This window comes from Mucilaginibacter gracilis (assembly GCF_003633615.1).
Lineage (GTDB): Bacteria > Bacteroidota > Bacteroidia > Sphingobacteriales > Sphingobacteriaceae > Mucilaginibacter > Mucilaginibacter gracilis.
This window is the reverse complement of sequence record NZ_RBKU01000001.1, coordinates 2364801-2389879: the sequence shown is the minus strand read 5'-3', so window position 1 is coordinate 2389879 and position 25079 is coordinate 2364801. Positions and strand designations below refer to the sequence as shown.

The window sequence follows — 25079 nt, the reverse complement described above, 5'->3', positions numbered from 1 at the left end:
CCAAATGGACGCCAATTGTATCAACTATGCTAACACCGGTTACTTCTCCAAAACTATCATCAGTTACCTGGATAACGACGCCGCTTTAAAGCCATTTTACAATTACCGCCCCAATATGGATGGGTTTACACAACTCATCCAAAACAAAAAACCCACCGCAGGCAGACAGGTTTTAGCCAATGTTTTAACGGAACAATATGCTTCAATTTCGGATGCCGGATTTTCGATCTCGGATTTCGTATCAGCAAATATTGAGTTACTACGCCACCACAATACCTTTACCATTACCACCGGGCACCAGCTTAATATTTTCACCGGTCCGTTTTACTTTATCTTCAAAATAGCTTCGGCAATTAAATTGTGCAGCCAGTTAAAGGCACAGTTTCCTGATAAAAACTTTGTTCCCGTTTATTGGATGGCAACTGAGGATCATGATTTTGCCGAAATAAACCACACCAGCGCCGGCGGAAAAAAAATACAGTGGAACCTGGACGCTGCCGGGGCAACCGGCAGGTTAAGCACCAAAACCATCCGCGAAGCGTTAAACCAATACAAAGGCGTTTTGGGTATGGAAAACCATGCGCCCGAGCTTGCCGAGATAGTTGAAACTGCTTACAGCAAATTTACCAGCCTTGCCAATGCTACCCGTTACATGGTAAACGCCCTGTTTGCCCACTACGGTTTAGTAATTATTGATGCCGATAATTCGCGCTTAAAGCAACTGTTTGCGCCTATTATGGAGCAGGATATTGTTGGCCAGCATAGTTTTAAAAATATAATTGAAACTAATAACGCCCTGCAAAAGCTGGGTGTACATATACAGGTTAACCCGCGCGAAATCAACTTTTTTTACCTGATTGATGGCTTACGCGAACGTATTGTTTTTGAGCATGGCGCATACCATGTACTTAACTCGGATATTCAATTTACCGAAGCCGAACTTCGCGCGGAAATAAACCAGCATCCCGAAAGGTTTAGCCCCAACGTAGCCATGCGCCCGCTTTACCAGGAAGTAATACTGCCCAACCTGGCCTATATTGGCGGCGGCGGCGAACTGGCCTATTGGTTTGAGCTAAAAAGCAACTTTGATTTTTACGGGGTCGATTTTCCAATCATTATTCTGCGTAATTCGGGGTTAATTGTAAACAATCAAACTGCCGATAAAATAACCAAACTGGGTTTTAAAACTACCGATATATTTAAAAGCGCCGAAGAGTTAAAAACCCAATGGGTAAAACAACACAGCCAAAACGATTTAACCTTGCAGGAAGAATGGCGCGAATTGCAATGTGTTTTTGAGAAACTTAAACTGCGTTCCTTTAAAATAGACCCTACCCTGGCCCCATCAACACAGGCTATACAAGCAAGGCTTAAACACGCTATTGATAACCTGGAACGTAAAATAATTAAAGCCGAAAAGCGAAACTACAGCACCCGCCTCATCCAAATAGATCACATCAAAACCGACCTGTTCCCCGGCGGCGGTTTGCAGGAACGTAACGAAAATTTCGGCTTGTTTTATGTAAAATTCGGCCAAAAATTAATTGACGAACTGATTGAAAAATTTGAACCGTTAACGTTTAAATTTACAGTGTTGACGGAGAATAATTAAAATCAATGTCATTGCGAGCGATAGCGTGGCAACCGCACGTAAGCCTAACCACTATGCAGAGCGAATATCGTCTCCGTGCGGTTGCTTCGTAACGCGCAATAACGTAAACAAATAATAAACTTTGCTTCATGATAGTTCCCCAATCCACCCTCCGCACATTTACCCAAAACATATTCCTGGCTATGGGCTGCAGCGTTGAACATGCGCACCTGGCTGCCGATGTTTTGATACGGTCGGATATGCGGGGTATTGATTCGCACGGCGTGGCCCGTTTAAGCGGCTACGTATTGCTTTGGGATAAAAAACGGATAAACCCAACGCCCAATATCACAATAGTTCATCAAACACCAACTACCGCCACGGTTGATGGCGACGCCGGTTTAGGCTTGGTTGTAGCCCCTTTCGCCATGCAGATAGCTATCGAAAAAGCCGAAAAATATGGCTCGGGATGGGTATCGGTACGTAACTCCAACCACTTTGGCATTTCGGGTTATCACGCCCTAATGGCCGTTGAACGGGATATGATAGGCTTCGCCATGACTAACGCCAGTCCGCTTGTAGCACCAACATTTAGCAATGAGCGCATGTTGGGTACCAACCCCATGTGCTACGCTTTCCCGGCAGCTAATTACCCGCCCGTTGTGGTTGATATGGCAACATCGGCAGCAGCAAACGGCAAACTGGAGATAGCCCAGCGCGCAGGCAAATCTGTACCCGAAGGCTGGATACAAGATAGCGACGGCAACTTCACTACCGACCCACACGCCCTAAAAAACGGTGGCTCACTCCTGCCGCTTGGCAGCGACCGCGAACATGGCAGCCACAAAGGTTTTGGTTTGAGTGCTACCGTTGATATACTGTCTGCCGTATTATCGGGTGCCAACTACGGGCCCTGGGTGCCGCCGTTTGTATCGTTTTTAGATCCCCCTACCGATCCCGTTGGTTTAGGCATCGGGCACTTTTTGGGTGCAATGCGGGTTGATGGTTTCCGCCCGGTTGATGAATTTAAAACCCATATGGATAACTGGGTCAATCGCTTTAAGTCGGCGCAAAAAATTGATCCAAACCAAGGCGTAATTATTCCCGGCGAACCCGAATTTGAAGCAGAACAAGAACGGACTATAACCGGAATACCCTTAGTAGATGCCGTTGTTAAAGATTTAAATGAGTTGGCTTTAAGGTTTGGAATTGAAATGTTGCATTAGTCTATTTCCAAAAATGCAATTGCGAGCAAAAAGCACTTACAGCTTAAAAACACGGTAATTCATAATTTACGAGCTTCCTCCTCCCCATTTTTGCACTATACTTTTTCATTGTCCGCACTTTTGTTTTGGCTTTTCTTACCAGGGTTAAAATTCATTAGGCTGCAAAACCAGGGTTTCATGTTTTGCGTATTTAGTTTTAGTGAGTTTATTTAATAATAATTAACGGATTTACAATAAATTACTAACTTAGCTATCCTATTAATTTAACACCTGCGTGTAGGCCCCTATATGAAAACCAATCAGCATCATTTTTTAAATGGTAAGTGGAAAAATCAACCGTCGGAAATAAACGCTGAAAAATGCCAATTGGTACTTGCATTTGGCTCGTCGGACTGTATTGTAAATCCCGAAGTTAATATATTTCTAAAGTCAACCTATCCAAACGCCAACATAGTTTTCTCATCAACTGCCGGCGAAATTATTAACGATGCCGTATATGATAATAGTGTAGTTGTAACAGCTATTGAATTTGAAAAAACGGTTATTAAATGCATTGAAACAAATATTAACCAACAAAGCAATAGTTTTGAAACCGGTTTGTATTTAATGAGCCAATTAGCAGCAGATGATTTAAAATGTATCTTCATTATATCCGACGGAACATTTATAAACGGAACCGAACTGGTGGCAGGTTTTAATAAAAACAACAACCGCCATATACCAATAACAGGAGGCCTGGCTGGCGATGCTGCAAGATTTGAAAAAACTTTTACCGGCCTAAACAATGTACCAACCCAGGGCAATGTTATAGCAATAGGTTTTTACGGAAACGATATGCTTATAGGCCACGGCTCGTTTGGCGGATGGGACGAATTTGGACAAGAACGTGTGATAACAAAATCCGACAAAAACGTATTGTACGAAATTGATGGTAAAAACGCTTTAGACCTTTACAAACAATACCTGGGCGATTATGTGAGCGAACTTCCGGGCTCGGCTTTATTGTTCCCGCTTTCTATCAAAGTAAACGGATCGGACAAAAACCTGGTGCGCACTATATTAAGTATTAACGAAGACGAAAAATCAATGACCTTTGCCGGCAACCTTCCCGAAGGCAGCAAGGTACGCCTGATGAAGGCCGACTTTGATAAAATAATTGAAGCTTCATCTACAGCGGCCACAAATTCCTTTACAAGCATTAAAACGCACCGGCCGGGGTTAACTATATTAGTAAGCTGTGTTGGCCGTAAGCTTATTTTGCAGGAACGTATAGACGAAGAAGTTGAAGCCGCCCGATCAATATTGGGTGAAAAAACCACCATAACCGGCTTTTACTCGTATGGCGAAATTTCGCCGTTTAATGTTGGCAGCCAATGCGAACTGCACAACCAAACCATGACCATTACCACGTTTACTGAAGTATAAGGAATGGAATATCACAGTATTTTAAACAAGCAGATAGAAAAATTACTTCCCGAAGAATATCTTAAAGACGAAGTTATAGCTAACTTTCTGGATAAGGTGAGCACCTCATACCACGGTTTTGAAAGGGCAAAAAAAATATCCGAACACGCATTTAACATCAGCGAAAAAGAATATCAGGAACTTAACCATAACCTGCAAAAAGAGAATGAGATTAAGCAAAAATCCATCTCCGAAATAAAAAAGGCAATCAGTTCGCTTTCGCCCCAATCTGTTCCCGATTTGTTAAATTCGGATTACGATCTGGTACATATTATACAATACCTGCACCAACAGGTTAGCAAGGCAAAGGAGTTAGAAACACAGCTTATTCTGTCTAAAGAAATAGCCGAAAAAGCTGCACTTACCAAATCGCAATTCTTATCAACCATGAGCCATGAGATAAGAACACCGATGAATGCAGTAATTGGCTTTACACATTTGCTGCTACAGCTTGAGCCCCGGCCCGACCAAATGGAGTACCTTAAACTTTTAAAGTTTTCGGCCGAGAACCTTTTAGTGCTTATTAATGATATTTTGGATTTTAGCAAAATAGAAGCCGGTAAAGTTGAATTTGAAGATGCCGACTTTAGCATACGCGAACTGGTAAGTAACATACGCCTGGCCCTATTGCAAAAAGCGAATGAAAAAGATATACAACTTAAGCTTTTAATTGACGACGATATGCCTGGCGCCGTTAAAGGCGACCCCGTTAGGCTGGGTCAAATATTAACCAATTTAATAAGCAATGCCATTAAGTTTACCAAAATTGGTAGAGTTACTATTTTGGCATCGTTTAATAAGAAAACGGCTACCGAAACCATTATTGATTTTGAAATATCAGATACCGGTATTGGCATTCCGGCCGATAAGCTCGAACATATTTTTGATAGTTTTACCCAGGCTGCCGCCGATACTACCCGCAAATATGGCGGTACTGGTTTAGGCCTTACCATTACCAAAAAATTGCTCGAGCTAATGGGCAGCGAAATTAAGGTAAAAAGCGAAGTGGGTGTTGGCTCTACGTTTTATTTCAGCATAAAGCTTAAAAACAGCAACGTGCAGTTTGTAAACGACATAAAAAGTCCGTTACAGATAGAAACCAAAAGTTTAAAGGGCGTTAAACTTTTAATAGCCGAAGACAACCAGATTAACGTAATATTGGCCAAACAATACATGAAACTGTGGGATGTAGAGTGCGACGTAGCCGAAAACGGTGAAATAGCGTTAACACTGGTACAAACCAACAACTATGACATGGTACTGATGGACCTGCAAATGCCCGAACTGGATGGTTACCAAACCACGGTTGCTATAAGAAACCTGCCCGATGAAAAGTTTAAAAATTTACCAATTATAGCCCTCACGGCATCGGCAATGTTGGATATTAAAGATCAGGCCTTTGTTGTTGGCATGAACGATTATTTGAGCAAGCCCTTTAACCCCGACGAGCTTTATAAAAAAATACACAATTACTCAAAACTTAATAATTTAGCTGCAAGCCGTTAAAAGCATAAAATGTAATAACCAATGCATTTATTGTAGCCCCAAAATCTATTTTAAAATACCATTAAGGCAACCCACTTAAATTAAGCGTTATAGTTTATTGGGCTTACACAAAGCCATTTACCGCCTTAAAAGTAAATAACTATCATGTACCATGTTTTAGATAACCCGGCCTGGAATGCGCTGGTATCTGGCAACAAGCACTTGGCAAATGGGGCCGACGTAGCCAAATACTTCGACAAAGCAGTATCGCCTTTTGCCGCCTTAAAAGAAAATAACGTTGCCAACTTTCAAACCATTTATAACCTGATACCGCAAACCGGGGCTACGCTTTTTGTTACACCCGAGCAAATTACAATTCCGGCCCCATGGCAAGTGTTGCAATTTATCGCGGGGCAACAAATGGTGTATAACGATGTAAACGAGCCGGAACAGGTTTCGTTACCATTAGTGCCCCTAACACAAAAGGATGTTCCACAAATGCTCGGTTTAACAAAATTAACCAACCCGGGCCCCTTTGCCGAGCGAACAATTGAGTTTGGCCATTATTTTGGCATTTTTAACGGCCAACAATTGGTTGCCATGGCAGGGCAACGCTTACACGTTTTTGGCTATGCCGAAATAAGTGCCGTTTGCACACACCCCGATTATTTGGGGCGGGGCTATGCCAGGCAATTGTTGCTTCATCAAATTAAGCGGATTAAGATGGCGGGCGATATACCGTTTTTACATGTGCGGGACGACAATTACCGCGCTATTAAAGTTTACCAAAGCTTAGGATTTAAAACCCGCCGCAACATTTATTTTTATGTGGCAAAAAATGCCTAAACCATTAAACATCGCTATGCCAATAAAGCGATTTAAATATTAAACAGAAAACATCCAATTTGTTACAAGCCGCATTTAAAATATACCTATCATAAAAAAACCGCCTTCATTTTATTGAAGACGGCTGGTTTAATCAGTATATAGTTATTAATTGAGGGAATTAATGTTTATCAACTATTGGCCACTTTAACAATTATATAATACCCATTCCTACTGCGGTTGCGGTTGTGATACAAAAAATTGCTAAAGCTGCTAATATTATACCTAAGGTTTTCATAGTTGAGTTTTAAGTTTTAATGTTTAAGATATGATGCCTTATACCATTTCAATGCCAATTAATTAACTACCTGTTTATCAAGCAATTAATTAATTGTCATTTTCAATTAATTCCATATAACGGAATAAAATCCGTTATATGGAATACCACACTCTATTTTTTACGTGCAAACAGCCCTTAAAATTCTTTAAAAGAGCTGCATAATCAACCTTCCCCGCCGGGCCCTTTTCCACCGCATTTAAACGTCCGTTTCTTTAGTTTGAGCAATCCAACCAATGGACTATTTTCCATTTTTTGGAAAACTTTATTTCAGAACCAAATTTAACCATCTAAAAACCAACACCTTAATTAATGGCACAGCAATGGTATACCTAAAAACATCACCATAAAACAACGGTAGCATGAAAAATATAATAGCTGTACAAATGTTGAGTAGTAAAAGCCAAAGCTTCGGAGTTTTTAAACAATCGGTAGCGGCGTTAGTAAATACAGGCTTTAACGTTAAAACCATAACCACGGCCTCACAAGCCGCACAGCTAAGTGATTTAAAAGGAGTTGACGCCCTCATTTTAAAAAACAATGATGAGTTTAACCCCTCACCAAGTATATACGCTATTTTTAAAACACAGATAAAATTATTTTTTAAGATTATTAAAATGGCTCAACCCGGAGATGTAGTTTACATCAACTCTATCTATTCGGTTATGCCGGGGTTTGCTGCCAAAATTAAAAAGGCGAAATTAATTTGGCACATTGATAATGCTAAACAACAGCCCCGTTTGTTTAGCTTGTTTTTAAAGCACGTTATTAATAAAACCGCCAACCAAGTTATATTTGCGTCGGCTGCATCTAAAGATCAGCTTGGTTTAAAAAACAACCAAAAACAAGCCATTATATACAACACGCCCACAACCGAGTTTATACAACAAAGTGCTCAACTACGCAATACCAATCCAACAAAAAAATTTACCGCGTTAATGATTAGTGCCTCGCATGCAAAGCAGAGCATTAATAATTATTTCGAATTAGCCTGTAGGATGCCGCTCATTGATTTTGAGTTGCTGCTAACCGATACTACCGAAAATGCATTATCGTACATGCTATCAAGCGCAAGGCCGGCTAATTTAAACGTGTTTATAGAAGATAATAACCGGCCCGAGTTTTACAAACGTGCCAATATTTTTATTAACCCTTCGCCGGCAAGCGAGCATAGTGCATCTGCCGATGTAAACGTACTTGAGGCTATGTATTTTGGCATGCCCGTAATTGTGCCAACGGCCGGCGGGTTAAAAGAACTAATTAGCACCGGTAAACACGGTTTAGTTGTTGATGGTGCAGATATAACTACAATTGAAAAAGCCTTGTTAGAGTTAAAAACCAACCAAAGCTTATATAACAGGGTATCGGCGGCATGTTTAAAACAGGCTACTTTATTTAACCCGGCACTGTTTAGCTTGCAGTTTACAAATTTATTTAAAGGCGAGCGCGCACAACCATACGCAAATTTGATACAATTGTTTGGAAACTCGTATCTTAATAAAGAGATATCAGTGTTTAATACTAACTTAGCCTAGTCTCAACGGTATTGTGTGAGCTTAATGCTAATTCATCGATGCTACTACCTCTGCGTTTATTAAAAGCTAATACCCAACCACGGTTATCAGCACATCTTAATTCATTAAGATATACCTATCATGGTACGCAATGGATTATGGGCCAAAGCAAGTTCCGTCCTCCTGTTATTGCCAACAGTGGTGCTGTTGAAGGTGCCGGGGTAAAAAAAAACTATTTGGTAATTGATACCATTAGGTTTATAGCAATGTGTTCTATCGTTTGGGGCCATTGTAACCTGGGTTGCGAACAAAGAGTTTTCCATAATATAGACGATATTTTTATCCAATCGGTTATTTTACAATTGGGTAAAATAGGTACTATTATTTTCTTCCTGATATCCGGTTTTTTAATGGAATCCAAAATTGATAGTTATACTCCGCTTAGCTTTTTAAAACTCAGGTTGCGGTCAACAATAATACCATGGTTTGTAGTTGTGCTTTTATTTGGTTTACTAAACCTTTCTAACGACGCCTCGTTAAAAACAGCATTAGCCCAACACCATTATAAAGAGGCCCTAAATATCAACTTTATTATTTTACGCACCGCTATTTTTTACTTTGCCTACTGGTTTATTATAGTGTATCTAATTTCGGCGGTATTGTTAATTGCCTTAAAAAAGCACCTTAATAAGGCATGGCTTGGCCTATCGTTAGCATTAATTACGGCATTTTATTGTGTAAATTTGCACTACGGGTGGGTATCGGCTTACCATACTAAGGCTTTTTTAGGTTATGCCTTTTTTATGTGGCTTGGCATAATAATCAGTAAAAACTATACCCGTTTTATTGCTTTTTTAGAAAACACCTCATGGGGCTATTTTATTTTGGCCTTTGCCATTTCGTTTATATTTGCCTGCCGGGAAGGGATAAACTTATCCAAAATTGGCTGCGCAGACCCATACGCCTCAATCAGGATTACTAATATTTTTAACTCACTGCTTGCTTTTGCCTGCCTATTTAAACTTGGTAAAATAAACCTGATTAACAAATTAGATCCGCGTAAAACCGTTTACGGCATATACCTATTGCACAATATGGTTATATACGGCATAACGGAGCTTTACCACAGTTTTTTTAGCAATTACAATATCAACCCCAGCATTAGCAACCTTTTAGTTGCCGAAATTATAGCCTTTATATTTGTTTTAAGCGTTACTTACTTAATAACAATTTTGCTTTTGGGGAAACGCAGGCAACTTGTAATTACTTAATAAACTACCAATTATTTAAGATATTCTACAATTAACCTTTTTTTTAGCTGTCCCTGTATTAATTTGTGGTATAATACTAGTCTTCGTTAAAGGTTGTAATGGTCATGGTTTGATTGTGTAGCTCGCACTTGGCCCTTGAGTTTAAAGGCGATATTTCGCCATACGAATAAAAGCCCGTTAAAAGCGTGCTTTTGCCAAAAGTTTCCCTTATGGCCTCAATTTCTTCTTCAATGCGTTTTCCTAAAATCAGCTTGCGGCCAACACAACTTATCAATAGCGCAAGTTTGGGCTTTGCCTCGTTATGCTCCGGAAACTGGGTTAACGTGTTGCCTGCCGCATGGCTGGCCGCATCAATAAGTTTATCAAAATTGGCCTTCATAAACCTAATGTACGATCCCTGTGGTATATCGCCAGCAAAAACCATGCTTTGCTCATCATTATCGATAGATAAAATGGTACGTACAACCGAATTAATGCCCCCCTCCGGACGAACATATAACGGAAATAACAATGCCGAACCAGGCAACTCCTCGGCATATTTGCCCAGGTATTGTTTGTATAATTCGAGCGCACTTTTGTTGTCAATTTCGTAAAGACGGTTTTCAACCGACCGGGTTACCTTTTTTTCGGGGCCAAAAATATCCCAGCCACCAAACGAGCCGTGGCCTATTTGCAAATCATCGCCATAAAAACCAATAGCTACAATTTTTCCTGTTTCGGGTATTGCGTTACAACCTACAACGGTATAATTAAACTTATCGGCATCGCCTGCAAGGCCACCCGTTATGGGGATGTTGTTAATATTTAAACTTTCGATGCCTCTAACCAGTTCGCTCCCGTTTACCAACCCCCCGTCTGAAATTACCATGATATAGGCGAGGCCAACATTATTTAATTCATCAAACAAAACCTGGCCGGCATCAAAGCTCGAAGGCATTTGTTTAATATCAACGCTTATGGTTTTTACCCTGGTTTTTTCAAACTCTATTATCACTACCGATACCGTATGATCAAATACCGATTCGTCATAAATTTCGCCCGCGGTTGAACATAATACAATATCGGCCTGTGGGTTGTCTTTTTTAAGTACACCATATACATCATCATTAACCAACACATATTTTTCTCCAAAGGCCAATACCAGCGTTGCGCCCTCTCCGGTAAGGTTATCGCTCGCCTGGTTTGTGGTAAATTGGCCATCTTTATAAAGTTGTTGCTTAATTTTCATATACAAATTGCTTTAATGAGACGGATATTCTAAGTTCATCATAGCTATCACCTTCGCAACCGTGTCGCTTACTTTTTTTAGCATGGCAGGCATATTGGGGTTTGGCAGCACTTCTTTATCGGCTCTTTCAATAGTTCTAATTATTTCGGCCAGCGAGGTGATATTTAAGTTATCTAAACTGGGCTTTATTTTGTGGGCAACGGCACCTAAAAGTTTTAAGTTGTTATCGCGATAAGCATCAAACATCTCTTGCACCATTTGTGGGGCTTGTTCGCTAAATATGCTAACCATTTTGTAAATAAAAGTATCATTACCACGGCTAATGGCTTTAAGTGCCGATAAATCATACAAAGGTCCCGCGCTCGGTAACTCATCCGCTTCGTTTTCGGGCTTGGCTGTATTAGCTAAATTGGCACGTAACCATTTAGCAATCTTTCTTAGCAAGTCGGCCTCTTTAAAGGGCTTGGCTATATAATCATTCATACCGGCATTAATGCATTTTTCGCTTTCGCCTTTAATAGCATTGGCGGTAAGGCCAATTATGGGTATATTATTGCCGGTGTCCCGGATGATTTTGGTGGTGTCGAACCCGTTAATGCCCGGCATTTGGATATCCATAAGCACAACTTCAACATTTTGCCATTTTAAAGCTTCAATAGCCTGCTCTCCGTTTGCTGCCTCAATTACTTCGGCACCATAATTTTGCAGGCAAATAAGGGCTACAAGGCGGTTCATTTCGTTATCATCAACAACCAAAACCTTTTTGCCTGTTAAAAACGTTTTACTTAAATTAAAAGCTTCGGTTTTAGGCAGGTCGGTAAAATTGCCCTTTTTAAAGGTTACCATAAAGGCTATAGTTGTGCCTTGGCCTTTTTGGCTGGTTGCGGATATTGTACCGCCCATTAACTCAATCAACTGTTTACAAATACTCATACCCAGGCCGGTACCGCCATAAGTGCGGCTTACAGATTCATATTCCTGACTAAATTTATCAAACAGGTGGTCAACAAAGTTCTGGTCCATACCAATACCCGTGTCGGCAATCTCTACTTTTATCAGTTGGCTGGCTTCGCTGTCGTTTAATAAGGTAAAACTTAGGGTAACCGAACCTTCGTCGGTAAATTTAATAGCGTTGCTTATCAAATTTAAAAACACCTGGTTTAACCGGTAAGGGTCGCCAATTAAAACGGGCGATATATTGGGGTCGAAATAAAAGTCGTCTATCTTAATACCCTTTTCTTCGGCCTTATGAATAATAACCTGTATAGCACGGCTTGCAACTTCTTTCAGCTCAAAACCAATGCTTTCGAACGTGAGTTTACCGGCTTCGATTTTAGACAGATCGAGAATATCATTTATAATAACCAATAAATTGTCTGACGCGGAATGAATAATATCAAGATAAAATTTTTGCTGACTGGTTAGGTCGGTTTTTGACAACTGGCTGCTCATGCCCATGATGGCATTCATAGGTGTACGAATTTCGTGACTCATATTGGCTAAAAAATTCTCCTTTGTTTTACCCAATTGCTCGGCTTGTATCTTTGCCCTTATCAACTCGCCTTCCAGCTTTTTTTGCTTGGTAATATCCAGGTGAATACCCAACGAACCAACTAATTGGTTGTTATCATTATAACGCGGCGCACCGCTTATTAGCCACCATTTTAAGTTTCCTTTTTTGTCTGTTACAGATATCTCGTAGGCATCGGCCACGCCCCTTTGCCTTAAATTGTTTTTATCCTTCAATAAATCGGTATCTTCTTCCCTGGTTGCTAATAGGCTGCTGGCTTTTTTACCCATTAATTCATCTAAGCTGTAACCGCTCATTTTGCAAAAGCTATAGTTGGCGTATGTTATAATTTCGTAATTATCAACCTCCAATAAACCAAGGTTCATGTTAGCAATAATATTGCGGTACTTTTCTTCGTTAGTGCGCAGCTTATCTTCAATTTCCTTTCTTTCGGTTACATTCATCATAAAGCCAGTAAACGCTTCTGCGTTATGCTGTGCCTTATTTTCTAATAGTTGCAAGTACGCTATGGTTTGATCGTGATGAGCAAAATCGCCGGCTGTGAGGCTAAAGTTGCTCATCTTTTCAACCGAATCAACCCAGGGCGAGCCCACAAACAAAATAGTATTATCGGCTTTTAAAAACTCAAACTGGCCCCTAATTGTTGTTTGCCGTATGGTTAACACAACCAACTGGTTACATATAGCTTTTAAGGAGTTAAAATCGGTTACTTTATGCCGGGGGTTAGCAATAGCCACATAATCCAGAAAAGATTCATTAAACAAATCCGGACATAGTTTTTTTACTGTACTGCCACACGCTATAACAATTAAGCCGTCACCAATAAGTATATAAAACGGAAACAGGCGATTAAACTGTTCATCTTCAAGCAATAACCCATGTCTAATCATCTTTTCTGTCCTTATTTTTTATCAAGCAAGTTCGCCGGCTTGTATCATTTTATAAATAGTGCTTTTACCAATATCTAATATCCTGGCAGTAAGCAAAACATCGTCGTTGTTCTTTTTCAGGTAATATTTAACAATTTCGCAGGTGTATTCCCTTAAAGTTTTGTCTTCCATCACAATTCCGTCATCACGCTTAACTACGTTGATGTTGATCTCGTTTGCTGTAATCTCGTTATCATTACACATCACTACCGCCAGTTCAATTATTGCTTTGAGTTCGCGCACATTCCCCGGAAACTGGTAGCGTAAAAGCTTGGTTTTAGCCTCCTTTGATATGGTTATTGAGCCCAGCTTATTTTGTTTGGCAAAATCGTCGGCAAAGTGCCGTGCCAAAATTAATACATCGTTACCCCTATCGCGCAAAGGCGGCAACTCAATAGGCAGGCCCATAATGCGGTAATAAAGGTCTTCTCTAAAATTCCCCCTTTTTATCTCATCGGCCAAATGCTTGTGGGTGGCTACAATAACGCGTACATCAAGCTTAACTTTTTCGTTACCGCCCACGCGTACCACTTCCCGCTCCTGCAATACCCGCAGTAGCTTACTTTGCAAGCTTAAATCCAGTTCGGCAATTTCATCCAAAAAAATAGTGCCGCCGTTAGCGTTTTCAAAACAGCCCGATTTGCGGGCCACTGCTCCCGTAAAAGCTCCTTTTTCGTGCCCAAATAGTTCGCTTTCTATTAGTTCGCGGGGTATTGCGGCCATGTTTACGGGCACAAATGGCTTTTTCTTCCTGTCGCTGTTGTAATGCACGGCTTTGGCAACAACTTCTTTACCTGTACCGGTTTCGCCGGTTATTGATATATTGATGTTGGTTTTAGATGCCTTATCCATCATGGCAAAAACCTTTTTTAAGGTTCCGCTTTGCCCGATTATCGTTTTTTCGAAAGAAAACTTTTGCCCCAGTTCTTCCTTTAAAACCTCAACTTCCTTTTTTAAATTTTGGTTCTCTTTTATTCTGATAATACTGTTCCACAGCAAATCTTTGGTTGCGCTATCTTTCACAAGGTAATCGCTCACGCCGTTTTTAAGCAAATCAACCGCAACAGCAATTTTATCTTGCGAACTGATAACAATTACCGGCACCTGCGAATTGACTTCGCGTATTTTTTGGTACAACTTATCGCCCGCCATATCCGGTAACGAAAAATCAACCGTTATCAAATCGGGCTGCAGATACATTTTATCAAGGCACTCTTTGGCGGTGGTAAAACGGGTTAGCCTATAATCCGGATTAAGGCTTAAATGGTATTCAAGTATTTCGCCATACCAGGGGTCGTCTTCTACTATAAATATATTGTACTCGTTCATGTCAGAATTAATCACACCTAATAGTTTTAGATTTAAAAAGGGGCTTTAAATCCTAATTAATTGGTACGTAAATAAACATTTAAAGTTATCAAAAAAACCTAAAATACTTTTCAATAAAGCAGGCCGCTTAAAATAAAACACCAAACAAGTTGGTACAAAGGTAAGGTTGGCCTTTCATAACAAATTAGATACAAAACATTTAACTCCCCGATGGGTTTAACAGGTAGTTTTAAACTACACAACTCTATAAATTATTAAAATTGAACTTTTATAATTTACCTCAGCAGTTTAGCCCGGCCCTGCAAAAGCCTGTTGTTTTAAAATTGCTTTTGCTATTTTTTACTTTCGTCCCGCTTTTTACCTATAGCCAGGTTGGCGCACCAATTGATTCGCTCAAAGCGGATTCGCTGCTGATTAAAACCACAAAACATAACAAGGTTAAAGAGAACCTGAATAAGCAGTATGATTTTGGCGATTTAACCCGTAATATTTTACACCCTAAAAAACAGGCCGATACACTGCATAAAGGATCGGGCATTACCATAGTGCCAAACATTGCCGCCAACCCAACCATTGGCGAACAATTGGGCATTAAAGCCGTTGCCGGGAAACGCCTGGGCGGCGACCCTAATACGCTGCTCTCGGTTGCCGCCACATCAGCTTCTATCACTACTAAGGGCATTATTTATTTTTACATCAATCATAACATATTTACACCCGGTAATACCTGGAATTTTCAGGGTAATATTGTGGTTTCGAAAACTGTAACGCCCGATTACGGCCTGGGCATCAATAAGCAAGTGAGCGGCGGCAGCGCCACAGACAACATACTGGCCGACCCTAAGCGACAGGTATATTCGGTACACTCGTACTACTTTAACTTTAGGGAAAAGGCTTATAAAAGGATAGATAAGAATTTGTTTGTAGGTGCAGGCATGTCGTTTGAAGTACGGCGCGATATTACTAATAAAGACACCGTTAATAATGCAACGCCATCCAGCGTGTATAATAACAGGCACGGTTTCCCGCAGGACCATTACTCGGCCAATGGCTTTTTGTTCAATATAGAATACACCACGCGCGATAACCCAAACCGCGCTTACAAAGGAATTTATTTTGACGCAGGCGTAAGGATTAATCAAACCTGGGTAGGAAGTACAAAAAATTCGGTTCAGGTTACTACCGACTTTAGAAAATATTTTAGCCTATCGGATGTTTTACCCGAAACCGTACTGGCGTTTTGGAACTGGGGATCGTACCTGGTTGACGGCGATATACCTTACCTTGAACTGCCCGGCACAGCACGCGATGGTGCCTTTAAAAGCGGCCGGGGCTATACAGCACAATATTTTAAAGGCACACAATTTAACGATACCGAAGCCGAATTTAGGTTCCCTATATTAGCCAACAAGTTTATTAGCGGCGTTGCCTTTGCAAGCATGCAAAGTGCTAACGACGAGCAGGGAACCAAGTTATTCCAGGTATTTCAACCGGGTTACGGTGCCGGTTTGCGCGTATTGTTTAATAAAGCAACCCGCACAAACCTTGCACTCGATTATGCCTTTGGCAAATTTGGCAACCAGGGCTTCTTTTTAAATTTAAACGAAAGCTTTTAAGCTAACCAACAGCTAAATTGCGCTGGCTGCATTAACGCCTAAAGCGAAGTAATTTTTTAACCGAAAACCTTTTATCCTCATTGCTGGTGCTTTTTATGGCCCAGTAAACTAAAGCCGGCTGAAACAGCAAGCGTACAAATCGTTTTTCGTCGGTATCTAAACCAAATGCGCTGCGGTGCTGCGTATATTGAGCAATATTACCAGGGAAAACTGCCGTAAAAAAAGCACCTGCTATTTTACCTACTGTAGCCTTATGCTTATCGGGAGTGAGCACCAGGGCAGTACCTAACGCTATTTCGGCTATGCCAGAGTACACTACAGTATCGTCTTTTTTTAATGGCACCCAATCGGGCACTTGTGCTTTAAATGCTTTACGTGCAAAGGTTAAATGGCTTATACCTGCAAATATTAAATTTGCTCCTAAAAGTATCCTTGCGGCTGTTTTTATATTTTCTGTTTTCACAACTTTCTGTTTTATATTACCATACATGCAAATACTATTCCATTTAGGTGCCCGGGTATTTTTGTTACCTATGCTTTTAATAAATTGCTGCCAATATAAATATAGCTTACGTATGCAAAAAAGCAGTATCATTAAAATCCGCAATGTAACATTTGCGTGGTTTGGTTATTAAATTCAATGAGTTAACACAATCAAATTTGGCAGGCATCGTTTAACAACACCGCATACACCTACCTTTATATCAAGCGTATGCGGCACTCATCAACAAAACAATTATTGCACATGATTAAACTTGTACGCCATTTATTTTTTACGTTAATATTAACCATACTGGCTTGTCGGGCTTTTGCACAACCGGGCAGCATTAGTATTAGCGGCAAAGTAACGGCTTTAAACGATGGGCACCCTATTGTACAGGCAAGCATCAGCATTAGCCGTAAAGGTGTTGGCACGGCTACCAATGCCGCGGGTATGTTTGTTTTAATTATACCGGCAAATAACCTGGGCGATACCCTTAAAATATCGTGCGTTGGCTTTAAAACCAAACAACTGCCCATTGCCAGCCTAACAAACAAAGCCGAACTAAACCTAGCCCTCGAAAACAACAATACCGAACTTAAAGAGGTAACTATTGCGTATTACGACGCCGTAAAAATTATTGAAAAAGCGATAAGCCGCATACCCGATAACTACATCAATCACCCGCATATATTACGCGGCTTTTACCGCATGTATACTTACAGCGGGCAGGCGCCCCTGCAACTATCGGAAGCTGTTTTTGATGTTTACAACTTTGGTTATGCCGATAAACATGCCGACTTGTTTAAACTGATAAAGGCCCGGAACGAAAAAAATGAACGTGATTTTAATGCGGTAGAATTGGGGCAAAAACCTAATTCGGTTTTTGAGGATGACATTATTAACCATATTAACGCCTGTGGCTTTTTAAACAACGAAGGTTTAACCAAACACCGGTTTGAGGTAAAAGGCATTGTTGATTTTAAAGGTTATGAAGCATACCAAATTGATTTTAAAGAAAAAACGCCCGAATTGGAAGGCACTTTTCGTGGCAGCATATACATTGAAACTAAAACCTATGCATTTATCCATTTCGACTTTGGTTTGAGTCCGTTTGCCTTAGGCGATTTGAGTTCGTGGAACTTTATTAGCCGTGCGCTGATGAAGATGGGGGACGTTAAAATTGATTTGGAAAAAAACCATGCCCAGGTAAGCTACCAAATGGTTGGAAACAAATGGGCACTTTTAAGCATGCAAAGCAACGATGTTTTGGCAATTGAAAACACCAGCGCCCATACTCATCTGCCGGCAAATGTTAAATTTAACTACCAGGTTACCGCAGTTGATACCGTGGAGAAAGCCCCGTTCAGCTCAAAACTTGGCCGTAATGAAAACATAAACAACTACGATGGCAGCGTGGGCGAAAAGTTTTGGAAAGATTACAACATTTTGTTATCCGACTATAATACCGAAGATATTTTTAAGCAGATACAGGAAATTAACAAGGCGATTAAGAAAGCTAAATGATTGCCTTACCAGGCTAATTTATCCGCTACGCGGCTTTGCTGATAACTGCTTCATTGAAAATAATGGCGGGCAGAGTTGAATTAATCTATCTTTTTAGAGCCAAAAGTAACCGCCTCTGCGGCTATTGAGCAGAAACTATGCAAATTCAAAATCGAAAATTATCTTTGCATCATGAATTCTACATACCGCAAACCCCTCATTATTTTTATAGCAAGTTTCGCATTAATTGGCTTAGGCATGGCAAGCAAAATTATGCATTGGCTACCTATACAAGTTTCGGGTACTATTTTTGGTGCCGGTATGCTGGTACAATTATTTTCTATCCTGTGGCTGATAGCGGTAATTTTAAAACCAAAAAAGAAGTAACCTGCGGATTTAAAACAAACACACCAGCAAAGCCACCAGTGGTATTGTAATAGTAGCAGCAATATCCCATTTGGTAGGTTTATACATTTTGCGGATGCCAATTACCAACTCTTTCCCCTCCCGTTGCAACGACATCCGCCTGAACGAATGATACAACGCCAGCACAACCGGCAAGCCGCAAAGCGCAGTAAGCACATTGCCGAAGGACCACTTGCCCCACATTAAGCTGTTAGCGTTTATAAAGTAAACTACCAGTTGTAAAAAGCCTATGGCGCACCACAACCAAAAAACGCGCTTCACCCGCAATTGCTCCTGATAAAAAAACAAAAAGAAAACGCTAAACAAGGTATAATAACCCAAAATAAGCATCTTAAAAGTTTCAATATTGCTGTAAAGCAAAAAATAAGCCATCACAAAAAATAGCCCCATGCCCAAATGCACAACCAGTATAATCATGCTATCCTTAGGTAAAACAGGCTCTTTGTCAGGAAGAAGTTTTTGTTGATTTGTCATAGATTAAATGACAAATTAATTGGGAAAGTGTTTGGTGGGTTGCTTATTTCCTATAGATGTCAAATATTTCGGGATAAGTTGTCGAGTATTTTAAGATATAAGTTCTACCCTTTTTCAAACGCCCATCATCATTTGGTGTTTCTTTAAGTATGACTTTTCCATTGGCGATATATTTAATTTGTGCACGCAAATGCGAACCGCTTCTTCCTTGGGTAACAACAATGTCCGTAACAAGGGCCGTAGTCGACACTGTCACTTTTTTATTGCTTAAAATATCCATCTCTCGTGCATGTTCTGCCACTATAACTACATACCCATTGCCGAACATAAAACTCACTTGTAAAATGGAAATCAGCCATTTTCTTACAAGCTGCTTTATTTTGCCAAGCCTATCTGTTTTAAAAGGAATATCTTTATCAAATAAATATTTTCCAGCCAAAGCTATACCTACCATTGACCACCCGATCAATAGTGATATTATCAATATATACATTAGCAATGTACTATATTTATACTCTAAGCAATAATAACTAACTGATCCACATGTAATTATAATAAAACCAAATATTACTATTTGAAATTTATTGATTCGCAATTTAGATTTTTGGGACATTGTATTCAACCTCTATTCAATACTCTCTCAATAAATCCCCCTATTACTCCCGCCATCAACCGGTATAGTAGCCCCGGTAATATAAGCCGCTTGTGCTGATGCTAAAAAGGCAACCAGGGCGGCCAGTTCTTCGGGCTTGCCAATGCGGCCAAGGGGTATATTGGCGGTTTTTTCTTTAAGCGCGGCTTCTATGTCACCAGGTGGCAAAGTTTCTTTAATACGGCCGGTTAGGATAAGCCCTGGCGCAACGTTGTTTACGGTAATACCGTCGGGGCCAAGTTCGTCGGCAAGTAGTTTAGCCATGCCAACCACGCCCATACGCATACTGGTACTCAAAACCGAGTTTGCCATTACCGATTTAACCGACGCGCTGATAATATTGATAATGCGCCCTCCACCAGCCACCCGCATATGCGGGATAGCCAACCTGCTGGTGCGCACCACACTTAACAAGTTTTGGTTAAAGGCTGCAAGCCATTGCTCATCGTTAAAAGTTTCAAATTTGTTAAAAGGCGGGCCTCCGGCGTTATTCACCAATATGTTTAAGCCACCAAATACTTTAACGGTTTGGTTAACTATGTTTTGTAGCTGGTAAGGTTGGGTAACATCAACCGCTACAGCAATAATGTTGGGGTTAGCAGTTTCGGCAATAATTTCGGCTGCGGTTTGTTCAAGTTCCGCCTGGTTTCTTGCTCCTATAACCACTCTGGCACCTTCATGGGCCAATGTTGTTGCCACGGCGCGGCCAAGCCCTTTGCTGGCGGCCAATACCAAAGCTGTTTGATGTTGCAGGTGTAAATTCATATCAAAGTAAAGTTAATAACATATTTACAAGCAATAATATTGATTGTGTGTTAAAAATCGTTATCTTTAAAAATAACAAACAATCACTCTCAATGAAAAAAGTATTGGCTCTTACCTTAGGTTTTGTAGTTAGCTCAAGTTTGTATATCCTGGTAACTACTTTATTGTTTGATAATTCGCTTTTAAAATCAATAGCACCGGCATTTGTTTGCGGCATTGGCAGCATGGCCATTATAGCCTTGTTTTTTAACCGCCGAAAAATGCAGTTGATTCCCGTACGGTCAAAACGCTACTAAATATCCTGCGCCTGGGTATCTGTATCGCGGCTTTTCCGCTTATCAATAAACTTCTCCGCGCTCAGTAAGAAGGCTGGCAGCAGGGTAAGGTTACATATCATGGCCACAAGTAACGTAACCGATAGCAGTATACCCAGTGCCACCGTGCCGCCAAAGGTTGAGGCCGCAAATACGCCGAAGCCAAAAAACAAAATAGTAGCAATATAAATCATGCTGATACCCGTTTCCGCAATCGTGTCGGCCACTATCTGCGATATACTTTTACCTGTGGTACGCAATTCGTTGCGGTAACGGGTTAAAAAGTAAATGGTTTGGTCGCTTGATATACCCATCGCTATACTGAAAATCAAAATAGTTGAAGGCTTTAGCGCAATACCCAAATAACCCATAATTCCGGCAGTAAAAATAAGCGGAATAAGGTTGGGTAAAATAGAAATAGCTATCATGCGCACACCGCGAAACAATATCCACATCACCAAGGCAATTAATATAATAGCGAGGCCCAGGCTTTGGTACAGGTTTTTAACCATGTAGTTAGCACCCTTCACAAAAATAACGCTACTGCCTGTAAGCTCCACATGATATTTTTCAGGATTGAATATCGAATCGATCCGCGGCCTTAAACCATCAAAAATTACGTTAAGCTTTTTGGAGCCCACATCCACCATCTGGAAACTTACACGGGTAATTTGCTTGGTGCTGTCCAGGTAATTATGCAGCATATTGTTGCTCTTGCCCGAGTTTGCCGCATAACCCAAAATAAAGTTTTGCTCCATATCGTCAGGTAAACGGTAATAACTACTATCGCCACCATAAAAGGCCTGGGTAGAGTATTTCAAAACCTGCGTTAACGAAATGGACCGGCTAAACTCCGGGTACGACGATATGAGGTTTTCCAACCGCTCCAACTTGTGTATCATGGCCAGGTTCATCAACCCGTTTTTGCGTTTGGTATCAATACTCACATCTAAAGGCAAAACGCCTTTAAAGTTATATTCAAAAAATTTAAGGTCGGTTAGGGTACTGCTTTTTTTAGGCAGGTCGTCCACAATATAACTGTTCACGTTAATAAGCGAAAGCCCGTAGCCGCTTATCAGCAACAGCACCATAACGCCGCCATAAATAAGCTTGCGCTGGTGGTGTACCAAATAATTAACCTTGAGCAGCAAAGCCTTCATCACCTTGCCATCTTTAATACCGCTCTGGCTTTTGCCGGGTGCGGGCAGGTAACTAAAAATAATGGGGATGAGTATCAGCGTAAGCACAAAGGTGAGCATAATACTTACCGAAGCTATAAGGCCAAACTCGGTTAATATTTGGCTGTTGGTAAAGCACAGCACGCCAAAACCAATGGCGGTGGTAATGTTGGCTATAAAGGTGGTAATACCCACTTTTTCTATCACGGTATGCAACGAAGCCATTTTATCGCCGGTAAGGGCAAACTCGTGGTAATATTTATTGAGTAAAAATATACTGTTGGGTATACCGATGATAACAATAAGCGGCGGAATAATGCCTGTTAACAAGGTAATATTATACCCCTTTAAAACTAACAATCCCAAACTCCATATCACCCCAAAAACCACTACGATTACCGGGAAAATAACGGGATAGAACGAGCGGAAAAACAACAGCAAAATAACAGCAGTTATACCCAGCGAAAGCCCCAAAAACAACACAAACTCGTTTGATACCAGCTTGCTTACCACAGTACGGATGTAGGGTTGCCCCGATACATGCACGGTAATATTTTGCCTGGCCTCAAAAGGTTTTATTTGCGCTAAAATGGCGGCTATAACCTTATCGCGCTGCGGCGTATTCAATATTTTGGTATCCAGCGATATGGCCATTAACGACGATTGCTTATCGCCGCTTAAAATTAACCCCTTGTAAAACGGCATATTGTAAACCTGTTGCCTAACACTATCTACCGCTTGCTGCGTAGCTAAAGTATGGGTAATTAAGGGTTTTAAAACAAAGCGGTGTTGTGCGGTATCTTTTTGCAGCTTGTAAATATTGGCAAGCGAAACTACGCCGCTTATGCCCTTTATTTTGCCAATATTATGGCCTAGGAGATACCAGTCGTTAAAAAAATCCTTCCTGAATAAATTTGGCGATTTTACGCCCAAAACCATCGCCGTGGCATCTTCCCCAAATAATTTACGGAAATGCATGTAATGGATATAGGCCGAATCGGTAACGGGCAATATTTTGCCGGCATTGTAGGTTAGCCGCACTTTACTGGCCTCAAACCCCATAAAAGTGCTTAAAACCAATACAATAAATAAAATAGTTAAGCGGTTTTTAAGTATAAGGGTCGCAATTTTTTTCCAGATCATATACGCAACATTATTTGGCAGCGGCGCGCAAAACTACGAAATTTGAGCAAACTACTATTTATTGAATGATATTGCAACAATATGCTAATTTAGTGTTGGGATGAAAAAGCTGTTGAGGAGTTTTGGGTATGCGTTTAAAGGGCTCGCTTATGCTTATCGCACACAGCTTAACTTCCGTATACATTTAGTTTTAATGGCTATTGCCCTGTTATTGGGCTGGTGGCTGCACGTATCAACAAGCCAATGGCTATGGCTAATGCTGTGCATCACAGCCGTACTATGTGCCGAACTGCTCAATACCGCCATAGAAACCTTAACAGATATGGTATCGCCGGGCTACCACCCCAAGGCCGGGCATGTAAAAGATGTTGCAGCCGCAGCCGTTACCATTACAGCAATATTTGCCCTTGCAGTAGGTTTTATTATTTTTATCCCCAGGCTTATTTTATTGTTTTAATGCTGCATAAAACACGGGGCATTGTTTTTAAAACCACCAATTACGGCGAAAGCAGCGTAATAGTGCAGGTGTATACCGAGAAATTTGGACTTCAATCCTACATCATCAACGGCGTAAAAAAACCAAGGGCCAAAATAAGCCGCAATATGCTACAGCCCCTTTACCTGCTTGATATGGTAGTTTACCACAAGCCCGCCGGCAGCATTCAGCGCATTGCCGAACTGAAAAATGCGCCACCTTTACAAACCATTGCTTATGACCTGGTTAAAACCTCAATAGTGATGTTTTTAAACGAAGTACTATATAAAGCGGTAAAACACCAGGACGCCGACGAAAATTTGTTCGGCTTTGTTTTCCACGCCATTGAGTGGCTGGATCATCAGCAACAGGGTTTGGCCAATTTCCACATGCTGTTTCTGCTCAAACTTACCCGCTACATGGGCTTCTACCCAGAAATAAACGTTGATGTTAATGCCGACTTTTTCGACATGAAAGAAGGGGTATTTAAACACTATAAACCCGAGCATACACTATACCTATCGCCGCCGCACACCCAAAACTTCAACAAACTGCTGCAACACAGCTTCGAGAACATGCAGCACCTCAAACTAGCTAAAGACGAACGCCGTTACCTGATAGCCAAACTACTGGAGTACTACGCCCTGCACATAGAGGGCTTTGGTTACGTGCATTCGCACGAAATACTGGAAGAAGTATTAGGATAGTGGAGCTGTGGGGAGTCTTGAGTCGGTAGTCTTTAGTTCTAAGTCAGGAGCCTTTAGCCTACATCTATGAGTGAATAAAGAACCCAACAGACTCAGAACTCCCGACTCAATACTACCCGGTTTATCACCTTTTCCAGTTCATCAATATCAAACGGTTTGGCCAGATAGCTATCCGCGCCGGCATTTGCGGCCAGGGTATGAATATCATTATTGGCCGAAAAGTAAATCACCGGGATCTCTTTCATTCCTTCGTCGCCCTTTAATAATTGCGTAGCAAGCATACCGCCAATATCCGGTATCCAGTTATCCATCAAAATCACATCCGGACTAATTGACGACACTTTGTCCAAAATGTTATTACAATTGGTAAAAGTATGTACATCCCAGCCCTTCTCCTCCAAAATATAAGTGCATATCGAAAGGATATCCTCGTCATCATCAAAAATAATTACACGTTTATGTAGGTTTTGCGACATGGTAAACAAAAAAAATTAAAAATATATTCAGCTAAAATTTACCCCAAAATACTAATACACAAAAGGATAAAAAATGTTTTAAAAACTTAATGTTGCACCTCAATAAAAAAAATAAAAAAAAGTTTTGCAAAAACCC

The 25079-nt window shown here is 40.8% G+C and carries 22 protein-coding genes; 13 read left to right on the top strand and 9 right to left on the bottom strand.

What is annotated here, in order from left to right; genetic code table 11:
* The first annotated feature begins 4 nt into the window (after window positions 1–4).
* The 7 genes from bshC to BDD43_RS10170 all read left to right on the top strand — a co-directional run bounded on the left by bshC (window position 5) and on the right by BDD43_RS10170 (window position 9713).
* Window positions 5–1612, top strand: a complete 1608-nt coding sequence (gene bshC, locus BDD43_RS10200; protein WP_121197576.1) for a bacillithiol biosynthesis cysteine-adding enzyme BshC — start codon at window positions 5–7, stop codon at window positions 1610–1612.
* Between the two features lie 128 nt (window positions 1613–1740).
* Window positions 1741–2817: an Ldh family oxidoreductase gene (locus BDD43_RS10195; protein ID WP_121197575.1), complete on the top strand. Its 1077-nt coding sequence runs from the start codon at window positions 1741–1743 to the stop codon at window positions 2815–2817.
* Between the two features lie 288 nt (window positions 2818–3105).
* Window positions 3106–4242 carry an FIST signal transduction protein gene (locus tag BDD43_RS10190; protein ID WP_121197574.1) on the top strand — a complete coding sequence of 379 codons (1137 nt, stop codon included), beginning with the start codon at window positions 3106–3108 and terminating at the stop codon, window positions 4240–4242.
* Between the two features lie 3 nt (window positions 4243–4245).
* Window positions 4246–5787: an ATP-binding protein gene (locus tag BDD43_RS10185; protein WP_121197573.1), complete on the top strand. Its 1542-nt coding sequence runs from the start codon at window positions 4246–4248 to the stop codon at window positions 5785–5787.
* 144 nt (window positions 5788–5931) lie between these two features.
* Entirely contained in the window at window positions 5932–6612 is a 681-nt protein-coding gene (locus BDD43_RS10180; RefSeq protein WP_121197572.1) for a GNAT family N-acetyltransferase, read from the top strand.
* Between the two features lie 678 nt (window positions 6613–7290).
* Window positions 7291–8463: a glycosyltransferase family 4 protein gene (locus BDD43_RS10175; protein ID WP_121197571.1), complete on the top strand. Its 1173-nt coding sequence runs from the start codon at window positions 7291–7293 to the stop codon at window positions 8461–8463.
* 38 nt (window positions 8464–8501) lie between these two features.
* A complete protein-coding gene (locus tag BDD43_RS10170) occupies window positions 8502–9713 on the top strand; it encodes an acyltransferase family protein (protein WP_121197570.1) in 1212 nt (403 codons plus the stop codon).
* Between the two features lie 76 nt (window positions 9714–9789).
* Here the strand turns inward: BDD43_RS10170 and BDD43_RS10165 are convergent, their stop codons facing one another.
* Genes BDD43_RS10165 through BDD43_RS10155 form a run of 3 tightly spaced genes read right to left on the bottom strand, consistent with a single transcriptional unit; the run spans window position 9790 to window position 14745 of the window.
* Window positions 9790–10941, bottom strand: a complete 1152-nt coding sequence (locus BDD43_RS10165; RefSeq protein ID WP_121197569.1) for an FIST signal transduction protein — start codon at window positions 10939–10941, stop codon at window positions 9790–9792.
* Between the two features lie 12 nt (window positions 10942–10953).
* Complete coding sequence (locus BDD43_RS10160; RefSeq protein ID WP_121197568.1) at window positions 10954–13362, bottom strand: ATP-binding protein; 2409 nt, start codon at window positions 13360–13362, stop codon at window positions 10954–10956.
* 21 nt (window positions 13363–13383) lie between these two features.
* Window positions 13384–14745, bottom strand: a complete 1362-nt coding sequence (locus BDD43_RS10155) for a sigma-54-dependent transcriptional regulator (RefSeq protein WP_246001528.1) — start codon at window positions 14743–14745, stop codon at window positions 13384–13386.
* Window positions 14746–14990: 245 nt separating this feature from the next.
* On the opposite strand from BDD43_RS10155, the gene BDD43_RS10150 reads away from it, so the two are divergent.
* Entirely contained in the window at window positions 14991–16346 is a 1356-nt protein-coding gene (locus tag BDD43_RS10150; protein WP_246001527.1) for a BamA/TamA family outer membrane protein, read from the top strand.
* 31 nt (window positions 16347–16377) lie between these two features.
* Here BDD43_RS10150 and BDD43_RS10145 read toward each other — a convergent pair whose 3' ends face one another.
* Entirely contained in the window at window positions 16378–16809 is a 432-nt protein-coding gene (locus BDD43_RS10145) for a DoxX family protein (RefSeq protein ID WP_121201950.1), read from the bottom strand.
* Between the two features lie 282 nt (window positions 16810–17091).
* On the opposite strand from BDD43_RS10145, the gene BDD43_RS10140 reads away from it, so the two are divergent.
* Entirely contained in the window at window positions 17092–18354 is a 1263-nt protein-coding gene (locus tag BDD43_RS10140; RefSeq protein WP_162847023.1) for a carboxypeptidase-like regulatory domain-containing protein, read from the top strand.
* A gap of 171 nt (window positions 18355–18525) precedes the next feature.
* Window positions 18526–18720 (top strand): hypothetical protein, encoded by a 195-nt coding sequence (locus tag BDD43_RS10135; protein WP_121197565.1) that lies wholly within the window; start codon window positions 18526–18528, stop codon window positions 18718–18720.
* 9 nt (window positions 18721–18729) lie between these two features.
* Here the strand turns inward: BDD43_RS10135 and BDD43_RS10130 are convergent, their stop codons facing one another.
* From BDD43_RS10130 to BDD43_RS10120, 3 genes are all read right to left on the bottom strand, one after another.
* Complete coding sequence (locus tag BDD43_RS10130; protein WP_121197564.1) at window positions 18730–19233, bottom strand: hypothetical protein; 504 nt, start codon at window positions 19231–19233, stop codon at window positions 18730–18732.
* Window positions 19234–19276: 43 nt separating this feature from the next.
* Entirely contained in the window at window positions 19277–19687 is a 411-nt protein-coding gene (locus BDD43_RS10125) for a hypothetical protein (protein WP_147425605.1), read from the bottom strand.
* Window positions 19688–19873: 186 nt separating this feature from the next.
* Window positions 19874–20650 (bottom strand): SDR family oxidoreductase, encoded by a 777-nt coding sequence (locus BDD43_RS10120; RefSeq protein WP_121197562.1) that lies wholly within the window; start codon window positions 20648–20650, stop codon window positions 19874–19876.
* Window positions 20651–20742: 92 nt separating this feature from the next.
* Between BDD43_RS10120 and BDD43_RS29690 the strand changes: the two genes are divergently transcribed.
* The gene (locus BDD43_RS29690) at window positions 20743–20946 is read left to right on the top strand and encodes a hypothetical protein (protein ID WP_147425604.1); all 204 of its coding nucleotides are present in this window, start codon (window positions 20743–20745) and stop codon (window positions 20944–20946) included.
* Here BDD43_RS29690 and BDD43_RS10110 read toward each other — a convergent pair.
* Window positions 20943–23285 (bottom strand): efflux RND transporter permease subunit, encoded by a 2343-nt coding sequence (locus BDD43_RS10110; protein WP_121197560.1) that lies wholly within the window; start codon window positions 23283–23285, stop codon window positions 20943–20945. The genes BDD43_RS29690 and BDD43_RS10110 overlap by 4 nt on opposite strands.
* 100 nt (window positions 23286–23385) lie before the next feature.
* On the opposite strand from BDD43_RS10110, the gene BDD43_RS10105 reads away from it, so the two are divergent.
* On the top strand, window positions 23386–23742 hold the full coding sequence (locus BDD43_RS10105) for a diacylglycerol kinase family protein (RefSeq protein ID WP_121197559.1): 357 nt from the start codon (window positions 23386–23388) through the stop codon (window positions 23740–23742).
* Window positions 23742–24467 (top strand): DNA repair protein RecO, encoded by a 726-nt coding sequence (gene recO, locus BDD43_RS10100; RefSeq protein WP_121197558.1) that lies wholly within the window; start codon window positions 23742–23744, stop codon window positions 24465–24467. Before BDD43_RS10105 ends, recO begins: the two co-directional genes overlap by 1 nt.
* A gap of 92 nt (window positions 24468–24559) precedes the next feature.
* Here recO and BDD43_RS10095 read toward each other — a convergent pair whose 3' ends face one another.
* Window positions 24560–24943 (bottom strand): response regulator, encoded by a 384-nt coding sequence (locus BDD43_RS10095; protein WP_121197557.1) that lies wholly within the window; start codon window positions 24941–24943, stop codon window positions 24560–24562.
* Window positions 24944–25079: the final 136 nt, after the last annotated feature.